The following is a 22,381-nucleotide window of genomic DNA, read 5'->3' as shown; positions in this document are numbered from 1 at the left end:
CGCGAGGTTGTATTGCGTTACTTGACGTAGTCAAACGTTGCAGAATTGAGCAGTTTTTCTATGACGCCTTCAAAGCTGATACCTGCCTGTTTTGCGGCCATCGGAAATACACTGCGCGTTGTCATGCCCGGAACAGTATTCATTTCGATGAGATAGATCTCACCCTGATCATCGAGAAAAGTATCAATGCGTCCCCAGCCTCGGCATCCAAGGACTTGATAGGCTTTGAGGGCAATGGCTTGCATTTGCTGCTCTTGTTCTGCAGTCAGATCGGATGGGCAGTGGTAGGTCGCTGTCTCATTGCCAAATTTGGCATTCCAATCGAAGAAAGTCTCTGATTTGATTTGGACGACTGGTAAGGCTTGTCCGTCCAGAATGGCACAAGTGTATTCGCGTCCCTGAATAAAGGCTTCAACGATGACTTCTTCATCATATTCAAATGCAGCCGTCAGTGCTGAAAATAAGTCTTGCGGGTTATCGGCTTTCGTGATGCCCAGGCTGCATCCCTGATTTAATGGTTTGACAACCACAGGGTAGGAGAGCCTGGAAAGTGTTTCCTTGATTGAGTCGGAAGGTGTGTTTTTGTTTACAATCATCCATTCAGCTGTGTGGAGGCCATTGGCTTTCCAAATCTCTTTGGTTTTGTGTTTATTGAGTGACGTAGAAGAGGCAAGCAACCCACTGCCGGTATAGGGAATTTTGAGCATATCGCACAGCGCTTGAATATGACCGCTTTCACCGATACCACCATGTAAAGCGATAAATATGCGATCCAGATTGAAGAAACCCTGCAGGGTCACATCAATGTGGCGAGGATCAATTTTAATCGCTTCATACCCCAACCCTTCCACTGCCCTGGCAATACATTCGCCTGATTTCAGTGAGACAGAACGCTCACTTGAATCGCCACCATTCAAAATACCAACTCTCATCTTTACTACTCGCTCAACTGCATACAACTAGTACGCATACTAATTGATACTCATATCAATTTATAGTGTTAAAGCACATAATGGTGACAGATGATTCAGGTGCTCTTAAGCTGGTGTCCAATCATTGCAATGGGTATAGAAAAATGAGAACTGTTGTTTGTTTTTTCGCCAGTCAAGGGTAAGCATCTAATTGAATGGTCAAAAATTGATGGGGCTTTCATTTGAGACGGTACTGTTATGTTACCCTCTGATTTCTAAATAAAAAGACAAAGGTTATACCATGCAAAGCGTCAATCGTTTGATTCGGTCCGGTGTACTAATTGGTCTCAGTACGTTGTTGACGGCCTGTGCCGTCAGTTATGAAGATGCCGAAGCCAAGTTCCGGCAAGGAGAGATCACCGAAGCCCGAGAGGCCTGGACTGATCTGGCCGAAGAGGGAGATGTTCGGGCGAAGTACCGTCTCTATACGTCGGCGTATGAGAAATCCGATCAGGATATTGCGGCACTCAAACAAGCTGCGGATGAGGGTTACCCGCCGGCAATGTACGACTATGCCATGCGGTTGATTGTTTCGGAAGAGTATACCCGGGGTATCACCTACTTGGAGAACGCAAAAGCGCAGGGCAGCGAGAAAGCATCAGCTTACCTCAAGGACAACGCCAAGCTCGTGAAATACTGGCCTGAGGCTGAGCAGGGGGACCGTGATGCAATGAACCGGCTTGGCGATCATTATTATGATTCGGATGATGGTGAAAAAGCCTATCACTGGTACAAGCAAAGTGCTGATCTCAAGAGCCCTTACGCGCATTTTCGAATCGGGGTGATGTATTACTTCGGTAAATATCTGGAACAAGACTCGGCCAAAGGCGCTGCCTTGTTTCAGCAGGCAGCAGACAAGGGGCTTTCTATGGCGCAACATAATCTTTGTATTCTTTACCGTGACGGTGACGGTGTAATCAAAGATAAGCAAGTTGCGCGTCAGTGGTGCGAGAAGGCTGCTGCCCAGGGAAATGTAGCGGCACAGTCTGAACTCGGACGGTTTTATTTATTTGGCTTTGGGGGAGAGAAAGATTACCGCAAGGCATTCTCCCTGTTTGAGCCGATTGCGGAGAAAAACCTGATTGCGGCTTACCATCTCGGCTACATGTATTATAAGGGGCTCTATGTAAAACAAGATTACAGACGTGCTGCACCTTGGTTTGAAAAGGCGAGCGCCCGTGAGTTAGATACACTGTCTGCTTATTACCTGGGAATGATGGCATACCATGGCTATGGCCAGGATAAGGATCGCAAATCGGCTCTGAAATGGTTTTTACTTTCAGCTGAACGCGGCGATAAAGATGCCCAGAATTACGTTGCCCATATGTACCGATACGGTCAGGGAACCCGGAAGGATTTAAAAACTGCATTTCAATGGTCGAAGAAGGCTGCTGAGCAAGGGGAGGTTGAGTCGATTTACCAAGTGGGCAATGCTTATTTAAACGGGGAAGGGGTCGTCAAAAATCTTCGCCGGGCGAAAGACTACCTGCTGAAAGCGGCAAACAAAGGAAATGTTGACGCACAATTCAACCTTGGCTACGAGTACAGCAAGTCCGGTCGCTTTAAGCAAGATAACGATCTGTTTTATAAGTGGACCAAGAAAGCGGCCGAGAATAACCACGAGATCGCACAAAGCAACTTGGCGGTGGCTTATAACAATGGCTGGGGCGTCAATAAGAACTACGCCTGGGCTGCCTATTGGGGGGCAAAGGCTATTGAGAACGGAAACGACACGCCTAAAACAAGGATGCCGAACTATCTCGCGAAGCTGAAGAAGTGGCAGACGACAAAGAAAACACCGCTTTACAATAAGGCGTCAGCAGATACGCCAGTGGTGGAATCGCTCGGAAAAGCGACGTACGTGTATTCACTCAGCGCAGCTCGTGACGGCTGGATAGAAGTTGTGGATGGCGACCAGTTTAAACTGGGATACGTTAAACTGGACTCGATCTCCCGTTATCAGCCTCTGCCAGCGAGACGTGCAAGTTCGTCCGGGAATCTTTATCCGGCTCAGCCCGCAAAAAGACCGGGCGTGGTGAGCTGCAACACACGATGCGTGAACGCCACATGCTACCGAACCTATGATGATGGCCGCAATGTGAAATTCCAGGCGCAACGGAAATACAATGCACTCTCGGGACAATTTGAGTGGGACTCCGGCGGCTGCTGATCCAATGATCCAAACTGGTATCCTCGTCGTAACGGGCGAGGGTTCCGACTTTATTTTTCTTATTGTGTATATTGGCTGGTTCAGATCATGCTGCCATTTGTTTAATCTTGAATATCCTGTCAGTGTTTGTTGCGAATTGCGACGATTTAGTTACAAAATGATTGAATCTATCAGTAAAGGGATAATCTCCGGAAACTGTAAAGTCGTCATAACACCCCTCCTATTTAGATAAGCCCAGTTTTCATCAAGTGTTAGTGTCATAACGCCCCTTTAGTGATTTGATACTTAATAATATTCGTAAATTTATAAATACAGTGGTTATATCGAAAGTTTCGTGGCGCAGTGGATTTTTCTTGAATCCTTTCCCATGGTTTATGCACTGTTATGCAAGATAAAATCATAACAGGTTAACGAACTGGTACAGGTTGTTCTCAGGCAGTCACGCCAGTTGTTTCCGGCAACAGGATGCCGGAATGGTTGAGAGTTGAAGGACAGTTCAACACAATCATTCTCCAGGGAAGAGTTATGAAATCAAACCTTAATAAAATTACAATTGCTATCTCGCTAGGTTCACTCTTTACACTCACCGCTTTGCCGAGCGTGGCAGCTGAAATGGTCAGCGTGACCGACCCGGCAGTGCTGCAGCAGGGGATTAGTGCGCAGTCGGCAACGCCGCTGGCGACGCGTTTCCAGCCGGTCAAAACCATCACTTTGCCGAACGGCACCCAAAAAGTGCGTTACCAGCAGGTCTATCAGGGCGTTCCGGTGTTTAACACCGCGGTGACCGCGACCGTTGGTGCTCAGGGAGCCAGTCAGGTACACGGAGTGATGGCACAGGGACTGCAACAGGATATTGCGGCGATTTCACCGAAGCTGGACGCTCAGCAGGTACTGGCGATTGCCAAGCAGCAAGTGAAACACGCGGTGAAAAGCGGTGGTGCTCAAGGGGTATCGACTGACAATGAGCAATCAGTGCTGATGATTCGCCTGGATGACAATGATGTTGCCCGCCTGGTGTACCTGGTCAATTTCCTGGTCTTGGATGAAACACCGTCTCGTCCGTATTTCTTTATCGATGCCAATAGCGGTCAGGTTATTGAACGTTGGGAAGGTCTGGCGCATGCCAAGGCACATGGAACCGGTCCTGGCGGGAATCAGAAAACCGGTCAATATCAGTTCGGGATTGATTACCCACCGCTCGATGTGGAGAAAGTGGGTACTACCTGCACCATGGTCAACGATGCCGTCAAAACAGTGAACCTCAATGGCGGGACGAGCGGCTCGACCCCTTTCAGCTATGAATGTGCCACTGACGATAACGTCAATGCGTATAAACCAATCAATGGCGCGTATTCTCCGTTGAATGATGCCCATTATTTCGGAAAAGTGGTCTTTGATATGTACAAAGACTGGCTGAATACCGCGCCGCTGACCTTCCAACTGACTATGCGGGTTCACTACAGCAGCAATTATGAAAACGCTTTCTGGGATGGCCAGGCCATGACCTTCGGTGACGGGCAGAATACTTTCTACCCACTGGTCGATATTAACGTCAGTGCTCACGAGGTCAGCCACGGCTTTACCGAGCAAAACTCCGGATTGGTTTATCGCAACATGTCCGGTGGGATCAACGAAGCCTTCTCGGATATTGCCGGGGAAGCGGCGGAGTACTACATGCGCGGTACGGTCGACTGGGTGGTCGGCAGCGATATCTTCAAGCAGGAAGGCGGCTTGCGTTATTTCGATCAGCCTTCCAAAGACGGCCGATCGATTGATCATGCGTCACAATACACCAGCGGTCTGAATGTCCACTATTCCAGCGGCGTCTTTAATCGTGCTTACTACCTGCTGGCAAACACCGCCGGGTGGGATGCGCGTAAAGGCTTTGAAGTGTTTGCGGTCGCGAACCAGTTGTACTGGACAGCGAACTCAACCTTTGATCAGGGGGGCTGTGGTGTGGTGAAAGCTGCAACCGATCTGGGCTATAACAGCGATGATGTGGTCAGTGCGTTTGCCACCGTCGGTGTGAATGCCTCGTGCGGCACCACGCCACCTCCGGGTGACCTAGAACTGAAAAACGGCCAGCCGGTCAGCGGTCTTGCCGGTGCCTCAGGTAGTGAAGTGCATTATACCTTCACGGCAACCGCGGGTGCTTCAGCTCGTGTCGCTATCAGTGGCGGGACCGGGGATGCGGATCTGTACGTGAAGGCCGGAAGTAAGCCGACGACACAGTCCTGGGATTGCCGTCCATACCGGAGTGGCAACAATGAATCCTGTACGGTCAATGTGGCCGCCGGACAAACGTACTATGTGATGTTGAAAGGGTACAGCCAGTATTCCGGTGTGACCTTGAGTCTGAACTACTAAACGAAGATTGTACCGTGACATAGCCGCAGCTCTCTGGAGCTGCGGCTTTTTTTATTTGGCGGATTCATTTTTTGGTGGTTTGATATCGACTTATATTCATTCCTGAGCATCCGATTAATCGGACAGGTGAAAGATCGCAATTTCAATCAGGCATCTGATGGTGTCCATCGTTATGATTTGCGTGACTTCAACAACGGGGAATCAAGGCAAACCAATGAATGTCGCGGAACATCATCGAGCACGCATCCGGAAAGTGTGTGAGTTCATTCAGCACAACTTAGATGAAGAAATCTCACTGGAGCAATTGAGCGCAGTGGCTGCTTGTTCAAAGTATCACTTTCATCGGATCTTTCAGTCCTTTATGGGGGTGAGCACCATTCAGTATGTGCAGCTCAGCCGGATGAAACGCGCGTCGTTCCGGTTGGCTTTTGAGCCGGATCGCACCATCACTGAGATTGCTTTCGAAGCCTCTTTTGACAGCCCGGAAGCCTTCTCCCGTGCTTTTTTGCGACGGTTTGGCCAAACGCCTTCCCAGTTTCGAAGTTGTCCTGAGTGGCAGTCCTGGTACGCCCACTACGAATTTAACCCACCGATGAACGGGGAGATGAATATGGAAGTAAAAATCGTCAATTTTGAACAAAAGCCGGTGGCACTGATTGAGCATCGCGGTCATTCGCAACGGGTGCTGGAAACGGCAGCCAAGTTTATTACCTGGCGCAAAGAGACCGGTTTATCTCCGGTGAAGAAGAGCGAGACCTATGGCGTGCCTTATAGCGATCCGGCCAATACCCCGGAAGAAGATTTTCGTTTTGAGATCTGCGGGACTCATGCGGGGGAAGTGCCGGATAATCCTTATGGCGTGAAGCAGGGGATCATTCCAGGTGGTCGCTGCGCCGTTGTTCGCCATCTCGGCAGCCACGATCGGATCAGCGAAACCGTGTATTACTTATATCGGCAGTGGCTCCCTTCAAGTGGTGAAGAACTGCGGGATTTTCCCTGCTTTTTCCATTACCTGAACTTGATTCATGAAGTTGATGAATGTGAACTGATGACCGATATCTATCTGCCGCTCAAGTAGGTCAATCGAGCAGGGAAGCTGTTTTGGAAAAGCGGCCACTTGCGGATGCAGTGGCCGCTCTGGTTCCGGTACCCATTAGAGGGCCCTGAACGCAAGCAGTTGCGCGACCAACTGCGACTTCTCAATAACCGTCACGGCTTTTCCGCGGCGCAGCGCGACCTGTTCATTGTTCACCTCTTTCTCGCCGACAATCAGGATATTGGGGATCTTCAGCTGGTGGAAGCGTTTTATCTTCCGCGATACTGAGCAATTGCTGTGATCGGTCATGACCGGCAGGTCGGCCGCTTTGAGCAGCGCCGCCAGGGCATCGGCATACTCGGCCGCCGCTTCATTGATCGGGGCAATGGCAGCCGGGAGCGGATGGATCTACTCCGGCAATGCGCCCTGAGTGACCTCCAGCAGCATGCCGATCCAGCGTTCAATCGAGCCGTACATTGCCTGGTGCAAAATCACCGGGTGCTCGCGCTCTCCGGCAGCATTGGTGAAGGCAACCTCGAAACGGCCGGGCAGATTAAAGTCGAGCTGGATTGTCCCACATTGCCACTCACGGCCGAGGCTGTCCTGCAGCGCCAGCTCAATATTGGGCCCGTAAAAAGAGCCTTCACCGATTTGTAGTTCATAAGCCATTGATTCATCCCGGCAGACATCCATCAGGATGTGTTCGGCCTGTTGCCAGAGGGCTTCGTCGCCCAGTGCCGCTTCGGGACGCGTTGAGATTTTCACCGCGAGCTGCTGATAGCCGTACTGGCGATACACCTGCCGGGCCCGTTCCAGGAACTGACTGACTTCGTGTTTGACCTGAGACCAGGCGCAAAACACATGGGCATCATCCTGCGTGAATTGGCGTAGCCGTAAACATCCGTTCAATGCACCTGAGGCTTCATTGCGGTGGACTAATCCGAACTCGAACAGCTTGATGGGCAGATCCCGGTAACTGTGTACGCCGCGTTTGAACAGTAGGATATGACCCGGGCAGGACATTGGCTTGAGGGCATAGTCCTGCTCGCCCGCCGGATCGCCGCCGAAGAACATATCTTCGCCGTACATCGCCAGGTGGCCGGATGTCTGCCATAACTCTTTTTTCAGAAACTGCGGCGTGCGCACTTCCTCAAAACCGTATTGCAGATAAAGCTCGCGGATATGCTGCTGAATGTCCTGAAACAGACGCCAGCCGTTCGGGTGCCAGAAGATCATGCCCGGACCCTGGGGCTCTGAGTGGAACAGGTCGAGTTGTTGTGCGATTTCACGATGCGTTTTCATAAAGGTCTCCTTGGATTGTGAGACTCTGAGCGAAACGCAGGATGCGGATATAAAAAACCCTCTGGCGAATCGCTCAGAGGGTTGAAGAAAAAACTCGAACCTACCCCCCGAACAACCTGGTGGTTTCGGTGGTGGTGGTTTGTTGGATCGGCATCGCCGATTGTCGGATCGAGATATTTTTCATCATGATCAAATTAGTAACAGACTGTTTTTGAAAAGACAATCATTTTTGACTGAACGGCGAGTGATCGCGACGGCATTTCATCGGGTCGTGAGCCGGAAGTAAAACGTCAAGTTTGCGTCAATCCAACTGGTTGGCAATATAACGAAGTACGCCCCCGGCATTGAAATACGCCAACTCTCTTTGGTTATCGATTCGGACGATTACCGAGCATTCCTGCTCTGAACTATCCTTTTTTCTAAGTATCACATTGAGATTTTGTTGAGGCATAAGTTCATGAATTAAGTTAATCGAGATCGTCTCATCTCCTTTCAGTGAAAGGTCGCCGACTGTCCTGGGAGCGAGCAGTTGAAGTGGTAAAATGCCCATTCCTACCAAGTTACTGCGATGAATACGCTCGAAAGATTCGGCGATCACCGCCCTTACATTCAGCAGCAGGCAGCCTTTGGCAGCCCAATCTCTGCTGGATCCCGTGCCGTATTCTTTGCCGGCGAAAACCACGAGCGGGAGGCTGTCGGCGATCGCATGCTGGCTTGCCTCATAAATTGTGATCACGGGCGGTTGCTCGTGAACTCTCACGTTTTTATCGCGATTTTTGTTCATCGGACCATAATAGCGTGTCACACCACCCACTTCAGGCGCGACCATTAGGTTCTGTATGCGTCGATTGGCAAACGTCCCGCGAACCATGACTTCATGGTTTCCTCGACGGGCACCGTAACTATTAAAGTTCTGTGGGGATACCTGATGCGCGATTAAGTACTGGCCCGCAGGACTTAGTTCTGAAATTTGTCCCGCGGGTGAGATATGATCGGTGGTAATGGAATCACCGAGGACGGCTAATATTCTAGCGGATTGGATCGGTTGGGTGCTGATCTCGCGCTCAAAAAACGGCGGGCGTTGAATATAGGTCGATGCCGGATCCCATGGGTAACAGACGCTGTCCTTCATGGTTAAACTTTGCCAGCGCTCATCTCCTTGATCGATGCTCTGGTAACTTAGCCTGAACTGATGTTTGGTGACTTGGCGAAGTGCATGATTGAGCATTTCGTCAGTCGGCCAGAGATCCCGTAGATAAATCTCTTCACCATCACCGTTTGTTGCAATGGGCTCGTGCTGTAGATCAATCCGCGTATGGCCTGCCAGCGCAAAAGCAATCACCAGTGGAGGGGAAGCCAGCCAGTTGAGCCGAACGGCCGGGTGGATGCGTCCTTCGAAATTGCGGTTTCCCGAAAGCACCGCACTGACACTCAGTTGTTGTTGCTCGATGTCCGCTTCAAGCTGGCCGTTCAGCGGACCGGAATTCCCGATGCAGGTTGTACAGCCAAAACCGACACGCTGAAACCCCAACAGGTCGAGATACCCTTGCAATCCCGTATCATCCAAGTATCGCGCAACCGCCTGAGAGCCGGGTGCCAGCGATGTTTTTACATGGGCTGGAACCGAAAGTCCTTTCTCTACGGCTGCTTTTGCGAGCAAACCTGCGGTTAGCATCACGGCGGGGTTAGAGGTGTTGGTACAGGAGGTGATTGCCGCGATGACCACATCACCGTTTGTTAATCCATGAGGCGATGCACCACGATCTGTTTTATCGGTGGCTTTCTGCCCCATGAGTTCGAGGTGCTCTTGTGTTTTACGTTTTATCGCGCCCAACGCGAGGCGGTCCTGAGGTCGTTTGGGGCCAGCGACAGAAGGTTCAATCGCCGATAAGTCAATGGCGATGTTCTCCGCATAGACCGGGGGCGGCGTCTTGCTGTCCCACCATAGCCCTTGCGCCATCGCGTAGCCTCTCACGCGTTCGATCAGCGGCTCTGGCCGGTTGGTGAGTTGCAAGTATGTCATGACTTTTTCATCGACCGGGAAAAGGCCGCAGGTTGCACCATACTCTGGCGCCATATTCGACAGAGTTGCCCTGTCTGCCACGGTCAGTTCTCCGACGCCGGGCCCGTAAAACTCAACATACTTACCAACAACACCATAATTCCTCAGGTGCTCGGTAATGGTTAAGACAAGGTCGGTTGCAGTAACACCTGCCTTTAAAGCGCCATCCAGCCGGACGCCGACAATACGCGGAAGATTGAGACTGAGCGGCTGACCGAGCATCGCCGCTTCGGCTTCGATCCCCCCGACTCCCCAGCCAAGTACGCCCAAACCGTTGATCATGGTGGTGTGACTGTCGGTACCGACCAGCGTATCCGGGACCAAAATTCCACCTTCCTCCCGAACAACCTGTGCCAAGTATTCCAGATTCACCTGGTGACAGATCCCGCGTCCCGGCGGAATGACCGTCAGGTTGTCAAATGCGTGTTGCGCCCATTTCAGAAACTGGTATCGCTCCTGATTGCGTTGCATCTCCAGTTGTCGATTCGCTGTTAATGCCGATTTGCTCCCTGCCTGGTCGGCAATCACCGAGTGGTCGATGACCAAATCAACGGCGCAAACAGGGTTCACACGTTGTGGATCACCACCGGCCCCTCTGATCGCATCGCGCATCGCCGCCAGGTCAACCAAAGCCGGCACGCCGGTATAGTCTTGCATCAACACACGGCTGGGATGAAACGCCAGTTCGGTGACGTCATCCTGCCTACGATTTGGGAGCCCCTCGTCGACACTGCAAAGCGCTGAGATGATGGCAGACGTCGTGGCATGCCCCTCGGAATGGCGCATCACATTTTCGAGCAACAACCGAGTCACCAGCGGGAGTTGTGCTAGCTCGACTTGATAATCTGTTGCCAGCCTTTGCAGCGACCAATACTGATACTCGGTGTCATCCACTGTCAGTGACTGAAGGTATTGTTGACGCCAGGCGCGCTTGCTATTCGGGATCATCTTCGTTTCCTCTGAAACCATATATGTAAAACAGCATGTCCTTTACGCGGTAAACATTATGTTTGGTTATCCTTGTACGAGGCATCTCGTTTTAACAGCCAACTGAGCAGCATCATTCCCGCCAGAGCTGAGAATAGGGAAGCGGATAAGATACCCAGCTTTGCGACATCAACGAGCGCCGGGCTCAATGCCAAGTGGGCAATAAATAACGACATGGTGAATCCGATCCCGGCAAGCATTCCACCCGCAACAAGATAGAGCCAAGGCAGCTCTGGCGGTCGTACAGCCAGTTTGAGGAGTGTTGCCAACCCGCAAAATAAGATGATACCAATGGGTTTACCGATGACGAGACCGGCAAAAATAGCTATGTACAAGGAGCCGGACAGTTCTGAAAAAGAGAGCTGAACACCAGCATTTGCAAAGGCAAACAGAGGCATGATGACAAAACCAACCCAGGGATGAAGTAGTATTTCCAATCGCTCCAGCGGTGAAAGGGCTTCGCGCGCTGCCGCCTCGGCAGTTTTTAAGACTTGCCGATCGAGGTGAAGCACATCACGCTGGTTGGGCAAGGGGGGCGGCACGACACATTCCATGATGGTCAACAGCCGCTGCTCGTTGACCCAGCGTCTCGTCGGCGTCATCAACCCCAGGACCACGCCGATTACTGTCGGATGTATCCCGGAGGCATCCACCGCGAACCAGATCAGGCCGCCGATGCACAAATAGACCGCGAGATTACGTACACCGAGCACCGCCATGATCTTCACCACGATAAATCCGATCACGGCCAGCCCAATCGCATAAAAGTGAATTTCTTCCCCGTAACCGACGGCCACGACCACAATGGCACCAATGTCATCGATGATCGCTAAAGAAAGCATAAAGACCCGCAAACTTTTTGGCACGCGCGGGCCAAGTAAAATGAGGCAGGCAATGACAAATGCGGTATCCGTTGCCATTACGATCCCCCAACCATGCTGCCCAGGCTGATCCAGTTGAAATAGCAAATAGATCAATGCCGGAACCAGCATGCCACCGATTGCCCCTGAAATAGACAGCATGGCTAAGCGTGGGGTTTTTAATTCTCCCAAGACGATTTCACGTTTCAGCTCCAATGCGACCAAGAAGAAAAACAAGGTCATCAGGGCATCATTAATCCATTCCTGAAGCGAACGCTGAAACTCAAGCGATCCGACGGTGATCCCGATGGGGGTATCCCACAGGGACAGAAAATCCTCCGCCCATGGGGAGTTCGAGAGGGCTAGAGCAACCAGCGTGAAAAATAAAAGTACGGCACCAGCAGCAGCCTCAATTCGTAAAAAACGGGTAACGGGTTGAGTGATCCAGTCAACATGTTCGCTCGGCAATTGAGTTGGATGCCCTCGTTCATGGGCCCGAAAAGCTGTTTTCTTCATGGACTTTCAGATTCAGTTTGATTGTCCGTCACTGGGTTTATTCTCTTCATAAACTTAAATAAGTCACTCTCCGTGGACAGCACCAATGTGGTATTTTCTGCCATGATCGATTGGTAGGCTTGCAGCGTTCGGGTAAATTCATACAGGCTGACCGCCTGGGCGCTCTGGTTGTAGGCCTGTGCATAGATTGCTGCGGCTTTAGCGTCGGCCAAACCCCGAATTTCTTCCACTTTGCGGTACGCTTCGGATTGGATCTTATTCAAATCACGAACGCGATCACCCCGGATCCGGGCCGCTTCACCATAGCCTTCCGACAGGAATCGCTCGGCAATCTGGCGACGCTCACTGATCATCCGGTCATAGATTTTGGGCCTGACACTTGCGTTGTAGTTAATCCGTTTAAAGCGAATGTCTAATAATTCGATACCAAAGACCCGGATTTTGTCAGTCGCGGCCTGGTAGATTTCAGCCTCTATAACCTGGCGGCCCTTATGGATCGGCACCAGATTCCCCATCGCCGTGTCTCGCTCCGTGCCGGTCAACAATGCGTCACGTAAAGGAAGCCGATCTTTGGTGGTTCGGATGATTTCAATCAATTCATGTTTCGCCACCGCGTTGCGTGTTTCGCTGCCCAGAATGTCATCCAGCCGGGACTGCGCACTGCGCTCATCGCGTAAACGAAGAAAATACTGCAAAGGGTCCGTGATCCGCCAACGCGCAAACAAGTCGACCGAGATGTACAATTTATCCTTCGTCGGCATATCGGAGGGGTTCCCGTCCCACTCCAGAATCCGCTTGTCTATCGTATTGACCTCCTGGATAAAAGGCATTTTCACCTTCAGCCCAGCGTCGGTGATCGGCAGGCCGACCGGTTTACCAAATTGGGTGATGATGACCTGCTCGACTTCGCTGACCGTATAAAGGGTGCCTTTCACGGCAAGCATGATGAAAACGAGGAATATCACGGCCATCGGCGGGAGAAACTTCTTCATGGTTGATCGCCTTGCTTTCCTGTTTGATCCTGAAGATCAAGGAAAGGTAAGATGCCGTGGGTTTGTTCATCAATAATAATTTTTGAATGCATAGATGGCAGAATTTCTTGCATCGTTTCAATATAGATTCGTCGGCGGGTCACTTCAGGTGCTTTGTTATATTGAATCAGTAATGCATTGAACCGGGCAGCATCCCCTTCAGCTTCATTGATTCGTTTCAGCCGGTAACCATCCGCTTCTCGGATACGCTGATCTTTTTCACCTTCTGCCAACGGGATCACTTTATTGTAATCCCGGCGTGCCTCGTTGATGAGCTTTTCTTTTTCCTGCTGCGCTTGGTTGACTTCGTTAAACGATTCCTGAACCGGTTTGGGCGGGTTAATATTCTTTAATTGAACCTGGTCAATATTAATCCCCATGGCGTATTTAATGACCAACTCCTGCATCTTAACGAGTGCCTCAGATTCAATCTCTTGCCGGCCGATCGTGATCACTTCGTCTACGGTACGGTCACCCACCACTTCCCGCATCACTGACTCAGAAACGTCCCGCAGGGTAGCGCTGGGATCGCGGACTTCGAAGAGAAACTTGACCGGTTCGGCGATGCGGTACTGAACCACCCATTCGACCAATGCAGCGTTTAAATCACCGGTTACCATCTGAGTTTCCAGTTCACCATCACGTTCAGAGGTGTTCTGATAAGGGTTGTTCGCACCAGGTGTGCTGAAACCAAACTCTTGTTTGAGCTGGCGCTTCACAGGAACAATCGTCGCCATATCAACACCGAGCGGTAGTTTGAGATGTATGCCAGGCGGTATTTCATACCGAAACTGACCAAAACGTTGTATCACAGCCACAGAATCGCTGGGTACGGTATACACAGCTTGCCAGGAACTGATTGCAACAATAACAACCAGGAAAAGCAAAGCCACACTTTTTAGACTACTTTTCGGAAGCAGACGCTTCATTACGCTTGCTCTGTGTTTCAGGCGACGGCTAAGGTTGCGGGGCGAATGTGAGTTAGGCTCAGGCCGACCGTCAGGAGGCAGAGGAAAGGAGGGATCAGTCTCTGTTGGCATGAGTGCCCCCTTAATCATTCTATCATTCGGCAAAGCAACAGACGGTTATTCAAGGTTGGTTTGCTTTGGTAGATCTTTCAAGTGATGGAAGGAAAAATGGGGAATTGATATGCAACAGTATGATTTTTTCAGGCAAAGGCGTTTACTGAATCTATCAGACTTTCCCTAACGGATACTTCGCTGAACAACTACAATCATAGAGTCCTTAACCATCCCTAAAATAGTCAAATCAATATAGTTGATAGGTGATAATATGTTTGATTGGCTTAAAAATATGTTTTCGCATGAAAAAAATGAGGTTGATCGTGACACGGGAAAAAAACGAACGGATGATCACCAGATTCGCGAGAGTAAAAAAGAGGAACACCCACAGACGTCTTCATCAGATAAGCAACACAAATAGTATCGTCACTTGCTTATGCTGATTTAAGGAAGCTGACTACCAGCGTTTTATGATAGTCGGCTTTCTTCCTATTGATTTGTTATTCCATGAATATACGCATACTGAACGCTGATTCAAATCGAGGACAACTGAAAAAAGAAGAACTTGCGAACAGCATTAGCCACGGCATCGCATTGCTCGGGCTGCTGGTCGGAACCCCTTTTCTGATCATCGATGCGGCCCGGCGAGGGGATATTGGATACATGGTCGGCGCCTGTATTTTCTCCGCAACGGCGATATTGCTATACCTGTCCTCAACTATATATCATGCGCTGCCTTTGGGCCGGGCCAAGCGGATTTTTCGGATCATCGATCACGCCGCAATTTTTTTACTCATCGCAGGGACATACACGCCGTTCACCCTGGGGGTATTGAAAGGCGCATTGGGCTGGACGCTTTTCGCACTGATCTGGTTCCTTGCTTTTATCGGCGTCATGCTGAAAACATTTCAAAGGTTGAATCACCCCGTTTTATCAACCGGCCTTTATCTCTTGATGGGCTGGCTGATTGTCTTTGCTCTCGAGCCAATGCTGGCCAGTGTGCCCATGGCGGGGATACTCTGGCTACTGGCCGGTGGCCTCTCCTATACGCTGGGTGTTGTGTTTTTTGCGACCGATTCACATTTACTGTACGGGCACTTGCTTTGGCACCTTTTTGTCATGGGCGGTACCGCATGTCATTTTTTTGCTATTTTCTGGTATGCTTATTAATAACAATGATGTCAATGACAAAAAATTCAACTTTCACGGTCATATGATTCCTTATGATTAATGTTTTCGGTAAATATAGGGGAGTATTTAATACAGTGATTCATCGTTCAGTATTAAAAAACTCAGAAATTATTTTTTATCTTCCGCCACTTCAAGGGCTTTTTGGATCATGTCCGTGAAATGTTTTAAGTTATCAAGGAGGTATTCCAGGTTAGATGTTTCGCAACCTGTCACTTCACTTTTGATGAGCTCTAAAGCACATGCAGCAGCAATCGCTCTTTTGGTTTCTGCATTCTCAGTTTGATGGTAAATCGACCGCGTGTTGGCTGCGACAGCCTCGACATGAATTTTTAATAATTCCGAAAAAACGGATGATTGATTACTATTCATATGCATTAATCCTCACTGAAAATAATAGGTTTCTGAATAAAAACAGAGTCATTATAAATCACGCCTATTAGTAAAATGAATATAATCCGTAATTATATCTAAATTATTGGCCGTAAGAGCTGTTCTCGTGGGGAAGAGAACTCACCCCCAATGGGCTATCTGTTTAGTTTTAACCAGTAAAACGAACTTTAGCCATTCCAAAAAGAAAAGGCCACAATGCGGCCTTGGTAATGACGGTTTGGTTTCCCTGAACGTGGCGGGAATGTGCGGATGTCAGGCGGCGAATTCATCGCTGAACAGGTCGGCGAACCCGATGCCGTTGAGAGCGCATCGTTCGTCGATATCCGACAGATCGCCGCTTACGCCCACGGCCCCGACCACATTTTGCTGGGCATCGCGGATCAACAGGCCGCCGGGCACCGGGACCATGTTGCCGTGGGCGAGCACGTTCACGGCAGAAATAAACGCGGGACGAGCGTCTGCATCTTGCGCCAGTTTTCTCGATGAACATCCCAGGGCCAGTGCCCCCCAGGCTTTCGCGATGGCGATGTCCGGGCGCATCATACTGGCCCCATCCTGGCGTTGCAGCGAGATGAGTTTTCCGCCGCTATCAAGCACTGCGACGGTGAGCGGGGCCGTGTTCGACTGGATGCCCGCCTCAAAGGTGCCATGCGTGATGGCTAACGCTTGTTGTAGACTTAAACTTCCCATGTTTACTCCTGATTTCTGTTAATTATACCAATCACAGTAAGTAAATGATTAGAAATAGCGTAGGAAAAACGCTTGAGAACAAGGCAGAATTTTTTGATAAGTAGTTATTCTACAATCAAAAATTCTAACGCAGTTATCGAGCGTTTTAACAAGCTAGGATGACCAGTTACTTACTACGATTGGTATCAAGCTGCTCCTTGCAGCAGCGCATAACTGGGTAGAGTCAGGAAGTTGGCGAAGGCGTCAGCTGTGGACAGTTTATAAAAAAGGTCAGCGGTTTCTTTAAACCGACCGGCAGCATAACGCGTATCACCAACTTCCTGTTTTATGGTCTCCAGCTCTTGATAGAGCCAGGTCTGAAAGAGTTCTGCCGTAAAGCGTTGCCCGTCATCGAGTGTGATCCCATGATGGATCCACTGCCAGATGTTGGCGCGGGAGATTTCCGCGGTGGCGGCATCTTCCATCAGGCCGTAAATCGGCACACAACCCATGCCCTGGATCCAGGCCTCGATGTAATAGAGCGCAATCCGGATGTTTTTCCGCACCCCGGCTTCGTCGCGGGTGCCGGGGCAGGGTTGCAGCAGCAACTCAGCAGGGATCGGATGGGTCGGACTCTGGAAATTCAGCTGGTTGGGCTGGCCATCCAGATACGGGTTAAAGACCGACATCGCCAGATCGACCAAAGCCGGGTGGGCAACCCAGGTGCCGTCATGGCCGTTGCGCGCTTCCCGCGCCTTGTCTTCAATGACCTTGGCGGTAACTTTTTCCATCTCGGCCGGATCTTTGGCTGGGATAAAGGCAGACATGCCGCCCATCGCCAGGGCGCCGCGGGCGTGGCAGGTGCGCACCAGCAGCTGACTGTAGGCGTTGAGGAACGGCTGATCCATGCCGATCCCGTGGCGATCGGGCAGGATCCGATCGGGATGCTTTTTCAGGGTTTTGATGTAGCTGAAAATATAGTCCCAGCGGCCGCAGTTCATCGCTACGATGTGATCTTTCATCGCATACAGCATCTCTTCCATCTGGAATACGGCGGGCAGGGTTTCGATCAGCACTGTGGCCCGGATCGTCCCGCGTGCAACGGCAAAGTGATCTTCGGTCAAGCGGAACACATCGTCCCACCACTGCGCTTCTTCCATGCTTTCCAGCTTCGGAATGTAGTAGTACACCCCGTGGCCTTGGTCGGCACGAGTCTGGTAGTTGTGAAAAAAGTACAGTGCGAAATCCATCAGGCAACCCGGGATCGGCTGGCCATTGAATGTGATTGATTGCTCCGGCAGGTGCAGGCCTCGCGGACGGGCAATCAGAAGGGCGGGGTCGTCATTCAGCATATAGTGTTTATCTTTTTGTTTATCGTGATAGCTGATGGTGCCCCGGTTGGCATCGCGCAGATTGATTTGCCCTTCAACCATATTTTCCCAGGTTGGTGAAGAGGCATCTTCAAAGCAGCACATGAAAACTTTGGCGCCGGAATTGAGCGCATTGATCACCATTTTGCGATCAACCGGCCCGGTAATTTCCACCCGGCGATCCTGAAGGGCTGGTGGAATGGCGGCAACCTGCCAGCTTTTGTCGTCTCGAATAGCCTGGGTATCTTCACGAAAGTCCGGTAGTTCACCGGCATCAAAGCGTTGCTGCTTGCGATCGCGCTCAGCCAGCAGCCCATTGCGACGTTCACCGAATTCACTGACCAGCTTCCCTAAGAAGTCCAGCGCCTCCGGCGACAGAATCGCCTGATATTCCTCGTTGTCGGTCGATCCCCGTACTGCTAAACAGGCACCCGGTGCCTTGTCTTTTTCTGGTGTAAGCATATGTATGTCGTCTCCTTTTGAACAATATCTTACGGTTTTGTGTACAAAAAATAAGATATAAAAATACTTATATTGGAAATTGTGTAAACAAGCAAAGGGTTTTTTAACAATTTAGTTTCATTTAAAAAAGGCAAAAAATAATTCCAGTTGTGGGATTTGAATTATTTATCAATAAAGACAGCGGGTTACGATGTGGCTGACAAAAGAAGGGGGTGTCAGATGTTAAGAAAAAGTTTTTGCAAGGCTTGCGAAATTATCTACATTGTCCATAGTATACAAAACAACGATAAATTGTATACAATGAAATGGAGGTCTGAATGGCTAAGATGAAAGCAATCGAAGCTGCAATCGAAGTGCTGAAACGCGAAGGTGTGGATATTGCCTTTGGGGTGCCCGGTGCGGCGATTAACCCGATGTATGCGGCGATGAAAAAGCTGGGCGGGATCGACCACGTGCTGGCCCGCCACGTGGAAGGGGCGTCACACATGGCCGAAGGCTATACCCGCTCTGCACCCGAAAACATTGGGGTGTGTATCGGCACATCCGGCCCGGCCGGCACTGATATGATCACCGGGCTGTACTCGGCCTCGGCAGATTCCATCCCAATCCTGTGTATTACCGGCCAGGCACCGCGTGCCCGTCTACACAAAGAGGATTTTCAGGCGGTCGATATTGAATCCATTGCCAAGCCGGTGACCAAGTGGGCGACCACGGTGTTGGAGCCGGCTCAGGTGCCGCGCGCGTTTCAGCAGGCTTTTCATCTGATGCGCTCTGGCCGTCCCGGTCCGGTGCTGATCGATTTGCCGCTGGATGTCCAACTGGCGGAGATCGAGTTTGATATCGACAGCTATGCGCCGCTGGAAGCGTACAAGCCCAAAGCGACCCGCGCTCAGGTCGAGAAAGCGCTGAGCATGATGAATGCGTCTGCCAAGCCGGTGATTGTGGCCGGGGGCGGCATCATCAATGCGGATGCGTCTGAGCTGTTGCAGCAATTTGCGGAAATTACCGGGGTGCCGGTGATCCCGACGCTGATGGGCTGGGGCACAATTCCGGATGATCATGAGCTGATGGCTGGCATGGTCGGCTTGCAGACCGCGCATCGTTACGGCAATGAGTCGCTGCTGAATTCTGACTTTGTGATTGGGATCGGTAACCGCTGGGCGAATCGCCATACCGGCTCGCTGGATGTGTACACCGAAGGGCGTCAGTTTGTGCACATTGATATCGAACCAACCCAGATTGGCCGCGTGTTCTGCCCGGATCTGGGAATTGTTTCGGATGCCAAAGCCGCATTAGAACTGCTGGTGGACGTCGCCCGTGAATGGCGGGATGCAGGAAAGCTGGCCGAGCGCAGCCAGTGGGTCGGGGAATGTCAGGCACGTAAATCAAGCTTGTTGCGTAAAACCCACTTTGAAGACACCCCGATCAAGCCGATGCGCGTGTATGAAGAGATGAACAAGGCGTTTGGCCGTGAGACCTGCTACGTCAGCACCATTGGTCTGTCGCAGATCGCCGCTGCGCAATTCCTGCATGTTTATCAGCCGCGTCACTGGATCAACTGTGGTCAGGCGGGCCCGTTGGGCTGGACGACGCCGGCGGCACTGGGCGTCAAGGCGTCTGATCCGAGCCGCGATGTGGTCGCAATCTCCGGCGACTATGACTTCCAGTTCATGATTGAAGAGCTGGCAGTCGGGGCGCAGTTCAACCTGCCGTACATCCATGTATTGGTGAACAACTCCTACCTGGGGCTGATCCGCCAGGCGCAGCGTCAGTTTGATATCGACTACTGTGTCCAACTGGCCTTTGAAAACCAGAATGCACCGGAGCTGAACGGCTACGGGGTCGACCATGTCACCGTGGTGGAAGGCTTGGGCTGTAAAGCGATTCGCGTCACTGATCCGGACCAGCTACAGGCTGCGTTTGCCGAGGCACGCGAGCTGATGAACCAGTACCGGGTGCCGGTGGTGGTGGAAGTGATTCTGGAGCGGGTCACCAACATCGCGATGGGCGTTGAAATCAATGCCATCAACGAGTTTGAGCCGCTGGCCGAGAGTATCGCCGATGCCCCGACTGCGCTGGCACATCAGGGAGAAGGCGCCGGGCAGGCTTAATCGCCGTGTCGTCATCGTACATATCGCCTGTGGCTTAGTCCTCTGAGCCACAGGCCATGGAGAACACTCTTTAAGGACAGAACCATGCCAAAATTTGCTGCAAATCTATCCATGCTTTTTACCGAACACGACTTTCTCGATCGCTTTGAAGCGGCGGCGAAAGCCGGGTTTGACGGGGTCGAGTACCTGTTTCCGTACGATTATCCGGCGGAGGTAATCAAATCCTGTCTGGCGGACAATCAGCTCCAGCAAGTGCTGTTCAACCTGCCGGCCGGCGACTGGGAAGCCGGGGATCGCGGTATCGCCGTCGACCCGACTCGGGTTGAAGCATTCCGCGACGGTGTGCCACTAGCGATTGAATACGCCAAGGCGCTGGGCTGTACCCAGGTGAACTGCCTGGCCGGGATTGTGCCGGATGGCGTCTCTGAGCAGCAGGCGCATGCAACTCTGGTCGACAACCTGCGTTTTGCGGCGCAGGCGCTGGAAGCCGAAGGGATCCGTCTGGTGATTGAAGCCATCAATACCCGCGATATTCCGGGCTTCTTCCTCAACACCACGGCGCAGGGCAAGGCGATCATTGCCGAAGTCGGCAGCGCGAACCTGTCGCTGCAATACGACATCTACCACATGCAGATCATGGAAGGGGATCTGGCCATCACCCTACAGGAGAACCTGGGCCAGATTGCCCACGTCCAGCTGGCTGACAATCCGGGTCGTCATGAGCCGGGTACCGGTGAAATCAACTATCCGTTTGTGCTGAGCCATCTTGATTTGCTCGGATATGCCGGTTGGGTCGGCTGCGAGTACAAGCCGAAAACCACCACGCTCGAAGGGCTGAACTGGCTGAATCAGTACCGCTAAGCGCTGAGACAAGTACCCAAAACAGATTTGAAATGAACGACCTGAAATTCAAGCAAGATCAAGGAGAGAAAGCATGAAAATCGCATTTATCGGCACCGGGATTATGGGCAAGCCCATGGCGCAGAACCTGCAAAAGGCCGGGCACACTATCGTCCTGTCGGATCACTTCATCCAGCCACCACAGGAGCTGGTGACTGCCGGCGCTTTGGTGTGCCGCAATCCAAGTGAGGCGACCAAACTGGCGGATGTGGTGATCCTGATGGTGCCGAACACGCCTCAGGTACAGGAAGTGCTGTTCGGTGACAATGGCGTCGAGCACGGCATCCAGGCCAGCGGCAATGCGGCCAGCAAGCTGGTGATCGACATGAGCTCGATTGCGCCGATCCCGACCAAGGAATTTGCCGCACGGATTAAAGAAAGTGGCGCGCAGTATCTGGATGCGCCAGTCTCCGGCGGTGAAGTCGGTGCCGTCAATGGCACCCTGAGTATCATGGTTGGTGGCGATCAGGCTGCATTTGATCAAGCGTATCCGCTGTTTGAAATCCTGGGTCAGAACATCACCCTGGTGGGTGAAAACGGTGCCGGGCAAACCTGTAAAGTGGCGAACCAGATCATCGTGGCCCTGAACATCGAAGCGGTGTCAGAAGCGCTGGTGTTTGCCTCGAAAGCAGGCGCCGATCCGGCGCGGGTGCGCGAAGCACTGCTGGGTGGGTTTGCCAGCTCGAAAATCCTGGAAGTCCACGGTGAGCGCATGGTGAAAGGCACCTTTGATCCGGGTTTCAGAATTTCGCTGCACCAGAAAGATCTGGATTTGGCACTGAACGGCGCTGAAGCGTTGGGGGTGTCGCTGCCAAACACGGAAACGGCGCAGGCATTGTTTGATGAGTGTGTCGCCCTCGGTGGTGAAAACTGGGACCATTCGGCCTTGGTGAAAGCGATTGAAAAACGGGCGGGCCACTCGATCCGGGACTGATCGACGACCGTTTCCCTGAAACCTTGAGGC

Annotated in this window: 17 protein-coding genes; 7 read left to right on the top strand and 10 right to left on the bottom strand. The window is 51.5% G+C overall.

Annotated elements, in window-relative coordinates; translation table 11 throughout:
- Positions 1-17: 17 nt before the first annotated feature.
- The gene (locus tag NH461_RS20890) at positions 18-932 is read right to left on the bottom strand and encodes a D-alanine--D-alanine ligase (protein ID WP_261604522.1); all 915 of its coding nucleotides are present in this window, start codon (positions 930-932) and stop codon (positions 18-20) included.
- A gap of 280 nt (positions 933-1,212) precedes the next feature.
- Between NH461_RS20890 and NH461_RS20885 the strand changes: the two genes are divergently transcribed.
- From NH461_RS20885 to NH461_RS20875, 3 genes are all read left to right on the top strand, one after another.
- A complete protein-coding gene (locus tag NH461_RS20885) occupies positions 1,213-3,141 on the top strand; it encodes a tetratricopeptide repeat protein (RefSeq protein ID WP_261604521.1) in 1,929 nt (642 codons plus the stop codon).
- 525 nt (positions 3,142-3,666) lie between these two features.
- Entirely contained in the window at positions 3,667-5,508 is a 1,842-nt protein-coding gene (locus NH461_RS20880; RefSeq protein ID WP_261604520.1) for a M4 family metallopeptidase, read from the top strand.
- A gap of 214 nt (positions 5,509-5,722) precedes the next feature.
- The gene (locus tag NH461_RS20875) at positions 5,723-6,586 is read left to right on the top strand and encodes a GyrI-like domain-containing protein (protein ID WP_261604519.1); all 864 of its coding nucleotides are present in this window, start codon (positions 5,723-5,725) and stop codon (positions 6,584-6,586) included.
- Between the two features lie 75 nt (positions 6,587-6,661).
- On the opposite strand, the gene NH461_RS20870 is transcribed toward NH461_RS20875, so the two are convergent.
- The 6 genes from NH461_RS20870 to hflK form a co-directional block, all read right to left on the bottom strand.
- Positions 6,662-6,922 carry a His/Gly/Thr/Pro-type tRNA ligase C-terminal domain-containing protein gene (locus tag NH461_RS20870; RefSeq protein WP_410000144.1) on the bottom strand — a complete coding sequence of 87 codons (261 nt, stop codon included), beginning with the start codon at positions 6,920-6,922 and terminating at the stop codon, positions 6,662-6,664.
- Between the two features lie 30 nt (positions 6,923-6,952).
- Complete coding sequence (locus NH461_RS20865; RefSeq protein WP_261604518.1) at positions 6,953-7,846, bottom strand: aminoacyl--tRNA ligase-related protein; 894 nt, start codon at positions 7,844-7,846, stop codon at positions 6,953-6,955.
- A 301-nt stretch (positions 7,847-8,147) separates the two neighbouring features.
- Positions 8,148-10,856, bottom strand: a complete 2,709-nt coding sequence (acnA, locus tag NH461_RS20860; protein ID WP_261604517.1) for an aconitate hydratase AcnA — start codon at positions 10,854-10,856, stop codon at positions 8,148-8,150.
- 56 nt (positions 10,857-10,912) lie between these two features.
- Entirely contained in the window at positions 10,913-12,271 is a 1,359-nt protein-coding gene (nhaA, locus tag NH461_RS20855) for a Na+/H+ antiporter NhaA (RefSeq protein WP_261604516.1), read from the bottom strand.
- The gene (gene hflC, locus NH461_RS20850) at positions 12,268-13,263 is read right to left on the bottom strand and encodes a protease modulator HflC (protein ID WP_261604515.1); all 996 of its coding nucleotides are present in this window, start codon (positions 13,261-13,263) and stop codon (positions 12,268-12,270) included. Before hflC ends, nhaA begins: the two co-directional genes overlap by 4 nt.
- Entirely contained in the window at positions 13,260-14,231 is a 972-nt protein-coding gene (gene hflK / locus NH461_RS20845; protein WP_261604514.1) for an FtsH protease activity modulator HflK, read from the bottom strand. The genes hflC and hflK overlap by 4 nt, the downstream gene beginning before the upstream one ends.
- A 600-nt stretch (positions 14,232-14,831) precedes the next feature.
- On the opposite strand from hflK, the gene trhA reads away from it, so the two are divergent.
- A complete protein-coding gene (gene trhA, locus NH461_RS20840) occupies positions 14,832-15,494 on the top strand; it encodes a PAQR family membrane homeostasis protein TrhA (protein WP_261604513.1) in 663 nt (220 codons plus the stop codon).
- A gap of 129 nt (positions 15,495-15,623) precedes the next feature.
- Here trhA and NH461_RS20835 read toward each other — a convergent pair whose 3' ends face one another.
- The 3 genes from NH461_RS20835 to aceB form a co-directional block, all read right to left on the bottom strand.
- On the bottom strand, positions 15,624-15,884 hold the full coding sequence (locus NH461_RS20835; protein ID WP_261604512.1) for a hypothetical protein: 261 nt from the start codon (positions 15,882-15,884) through the stop codon (positions 15,624-15,626).
- A 273-nt stretch (positions 15,885-16,157) separates the two neighbouring features.
- A complete protein-coding gene (locus NH461_RS20830; RefSeq protein WP_255390993.1) occupies positions 16,158-16,595 on the bottom strand; it encodes a GlcG/HbpS family heme-binding protein in 438 nt (145 codons plus the stop codon).
- A gap of 185 nt (positions 16,596-16,780) precedes the next feature.
- The gene (aceB, locus tag NH461_RS20825; protein WP_261604511.1) at positions 16,781-18,406 is read right to left on the bottom strand and encodes a malate synthase A; all 1,626 of its coding nucleotides are present in this window, start codon (positions 18,404-18,406) and stop codon (positions 16,781-16,783) included.
- Between the two features lie 317 nt (positions 18,407-18,723).
- Here aceB and gcl point away from each other — a divergent pair, with 317 nt between their 5' ends.
- From gcl to NH461_RS20810, 3 genes are all read left to right on the top strand, one after another.
- The gene (gene gcl / locus NH461_RS20820) at positions 18,724-20,517 is read left to right on the top strand and encodes a glyoxylate carboligase (RefSeq protein ID WP_261604510.1); all 1,794 of its coding nucleotides are present in this window, start codon (positions 18,724-18,726) and stop codon (positions 20,515-20,517) included.
- An 84-nt stretch (positions 20,518-20,601) separates the two neighbouring features.
- The gene (gene hyi / locus NH461_RS20815) at positions 20,602-21,378 is read left to right on the top strand and encodes a hydroxypyruvate isomerase (protein ID WP_261604509.1); all 777 of its coding nucleotides are present in this window, start codon (positions 20,602-20,604) and stop codon (positions 21,376-21,378) included.
- A 73-nt stretch (positions 21,379-21,451) separates the two neighbouring features.
- Positions 21,452-22,351 (top strand): 2-hydroxy-3-oxopropionate reductase, encoded by a 900-nt coding sequence (locus NH461_RS20810; protein ID WP_261604508.1) that lies wholly within the window; start codon positions 21,452-21,454, stop codon positions 22,349-22,351.
- The last annotated feature ends 30 nt before the right edge of the window (positions 22,352-22,381 follow it).

This window comes from Photobacterium sp. TY1-4, assembly GCF_025398175.1.
In the GTDB taxonomy this organism is placed as follows: domain Bacteria; phylum Pseudomonadota; class Gammaproteobacteria; order Enterobacterales; family Vibrionaceae; genus Photobacterium.
Note: the sequence above shows the minus strand (reverse complement) of the source record. Positions and strands in the feature narration are given on the sequence as shown.

Coding starts and splice junctions, on each gene's coding strand:
- aceB (WP_261604511.1), bottom strand. CDS start 18,406: ATGCTTACACCAGAAAAAGACAAGGCACCGGGTGCCTGTTTAGCAGTA.
- NH461_RS20885 (WP_261604521.1), top strand. CDS start 1,213: ATGCAAAGCGTCAATCGTTTGATTCGGTCCGGTGTACTAATTGGTCTC.
- acnA (WP_261604517.1), bottom strand. CDS start 10,856: ATGATCCCGAATAGCAAGCGCGCCTGGCGTCAACAATACCTTCAGTCA.
- NH461_RS20865 (WP_261604518.1), bottom strand. CDS start 7,846: ATGAAAACGCATCGTGAAATCGCACAACAACTCGACCTGTTCCACTCA.
- NH461_RS20835 (WP_261604512.1), bottom strand. CDS start 15,884: ATGAATAGTAATCAATCATCCGTTTTTTCGGAATTATTAAAAATTCAT.
- NH461_RS20890 (WP_261604522.1), bottom strand. CDS start 932: ATGAGAGTTGGTATTTTGAATGGTGGCGATTCAAGTGAGCGTTCTGTC.
- NH461_RS20880 (WP_261604520.1), top strand. CDS start 3,667: ATGAAATCAAACCTTAATAAAATTACAATTGCTATCTCGCTAGGTTCA.
- NH461_RS20810 (WP_261604508.1), top strand. CDS start 21,452: ATGAAAATCGCATTTATCGGCACCGGGATTATGGGCAAGCCCATGGCG.
- NH461_RS20830 (WP_255390993.1), bottom strand. CDS start 16,595: ATGGGAAGTTTAAGTCTACAACAAGCGTTAGCCATCACGCATGGCACC.
- NH461_RS20875 (WP_261604519.1), top strand. CDS start 5,723: ATGAATGTCGCGGAACATCATCGAGCACGCATCCGGAAAGTGTGTGAG.
- nhaA (WP_261604516.1), bottom strand. CDS start 12,271: ATGAAGAAAACAGCTTTTCGGGCCCATGAACGAGGGCATCCAACTCAA.
- hflC (WP_261604515.1), bottom strand. CDS start 13,263: ATGAAGAAGTTTCTCCCGCCGATGGCCGTGATATTCCTCGTTTTCATC.
- gcl (WP_261604510.1), top strand. CDS start 18,724: ATGGCTAAGATGAAAGCAATCGAAGCTGCAATCGAAGTGCTGAAACGC.
- trhA (WP_261604513.1), top strand. CDS start 14,832: ATGAATATACGCATACTGAACGCTGATTCAAATCGAGGACAACTGAAA.
- hyi (WP_261604509.1), top strand. CDS start 20,602: ATGCCAAAATTTGCTGCAAATCTATCCATGCTTTTTACCGAACACGAC.
- hflK (WP_261604514.1), bottom strand. CDS start 14,231: ATGAAGCGTCTGCTTCCGAAAAGTAGTCTAAAAAGTGTGGCTTTGCTT.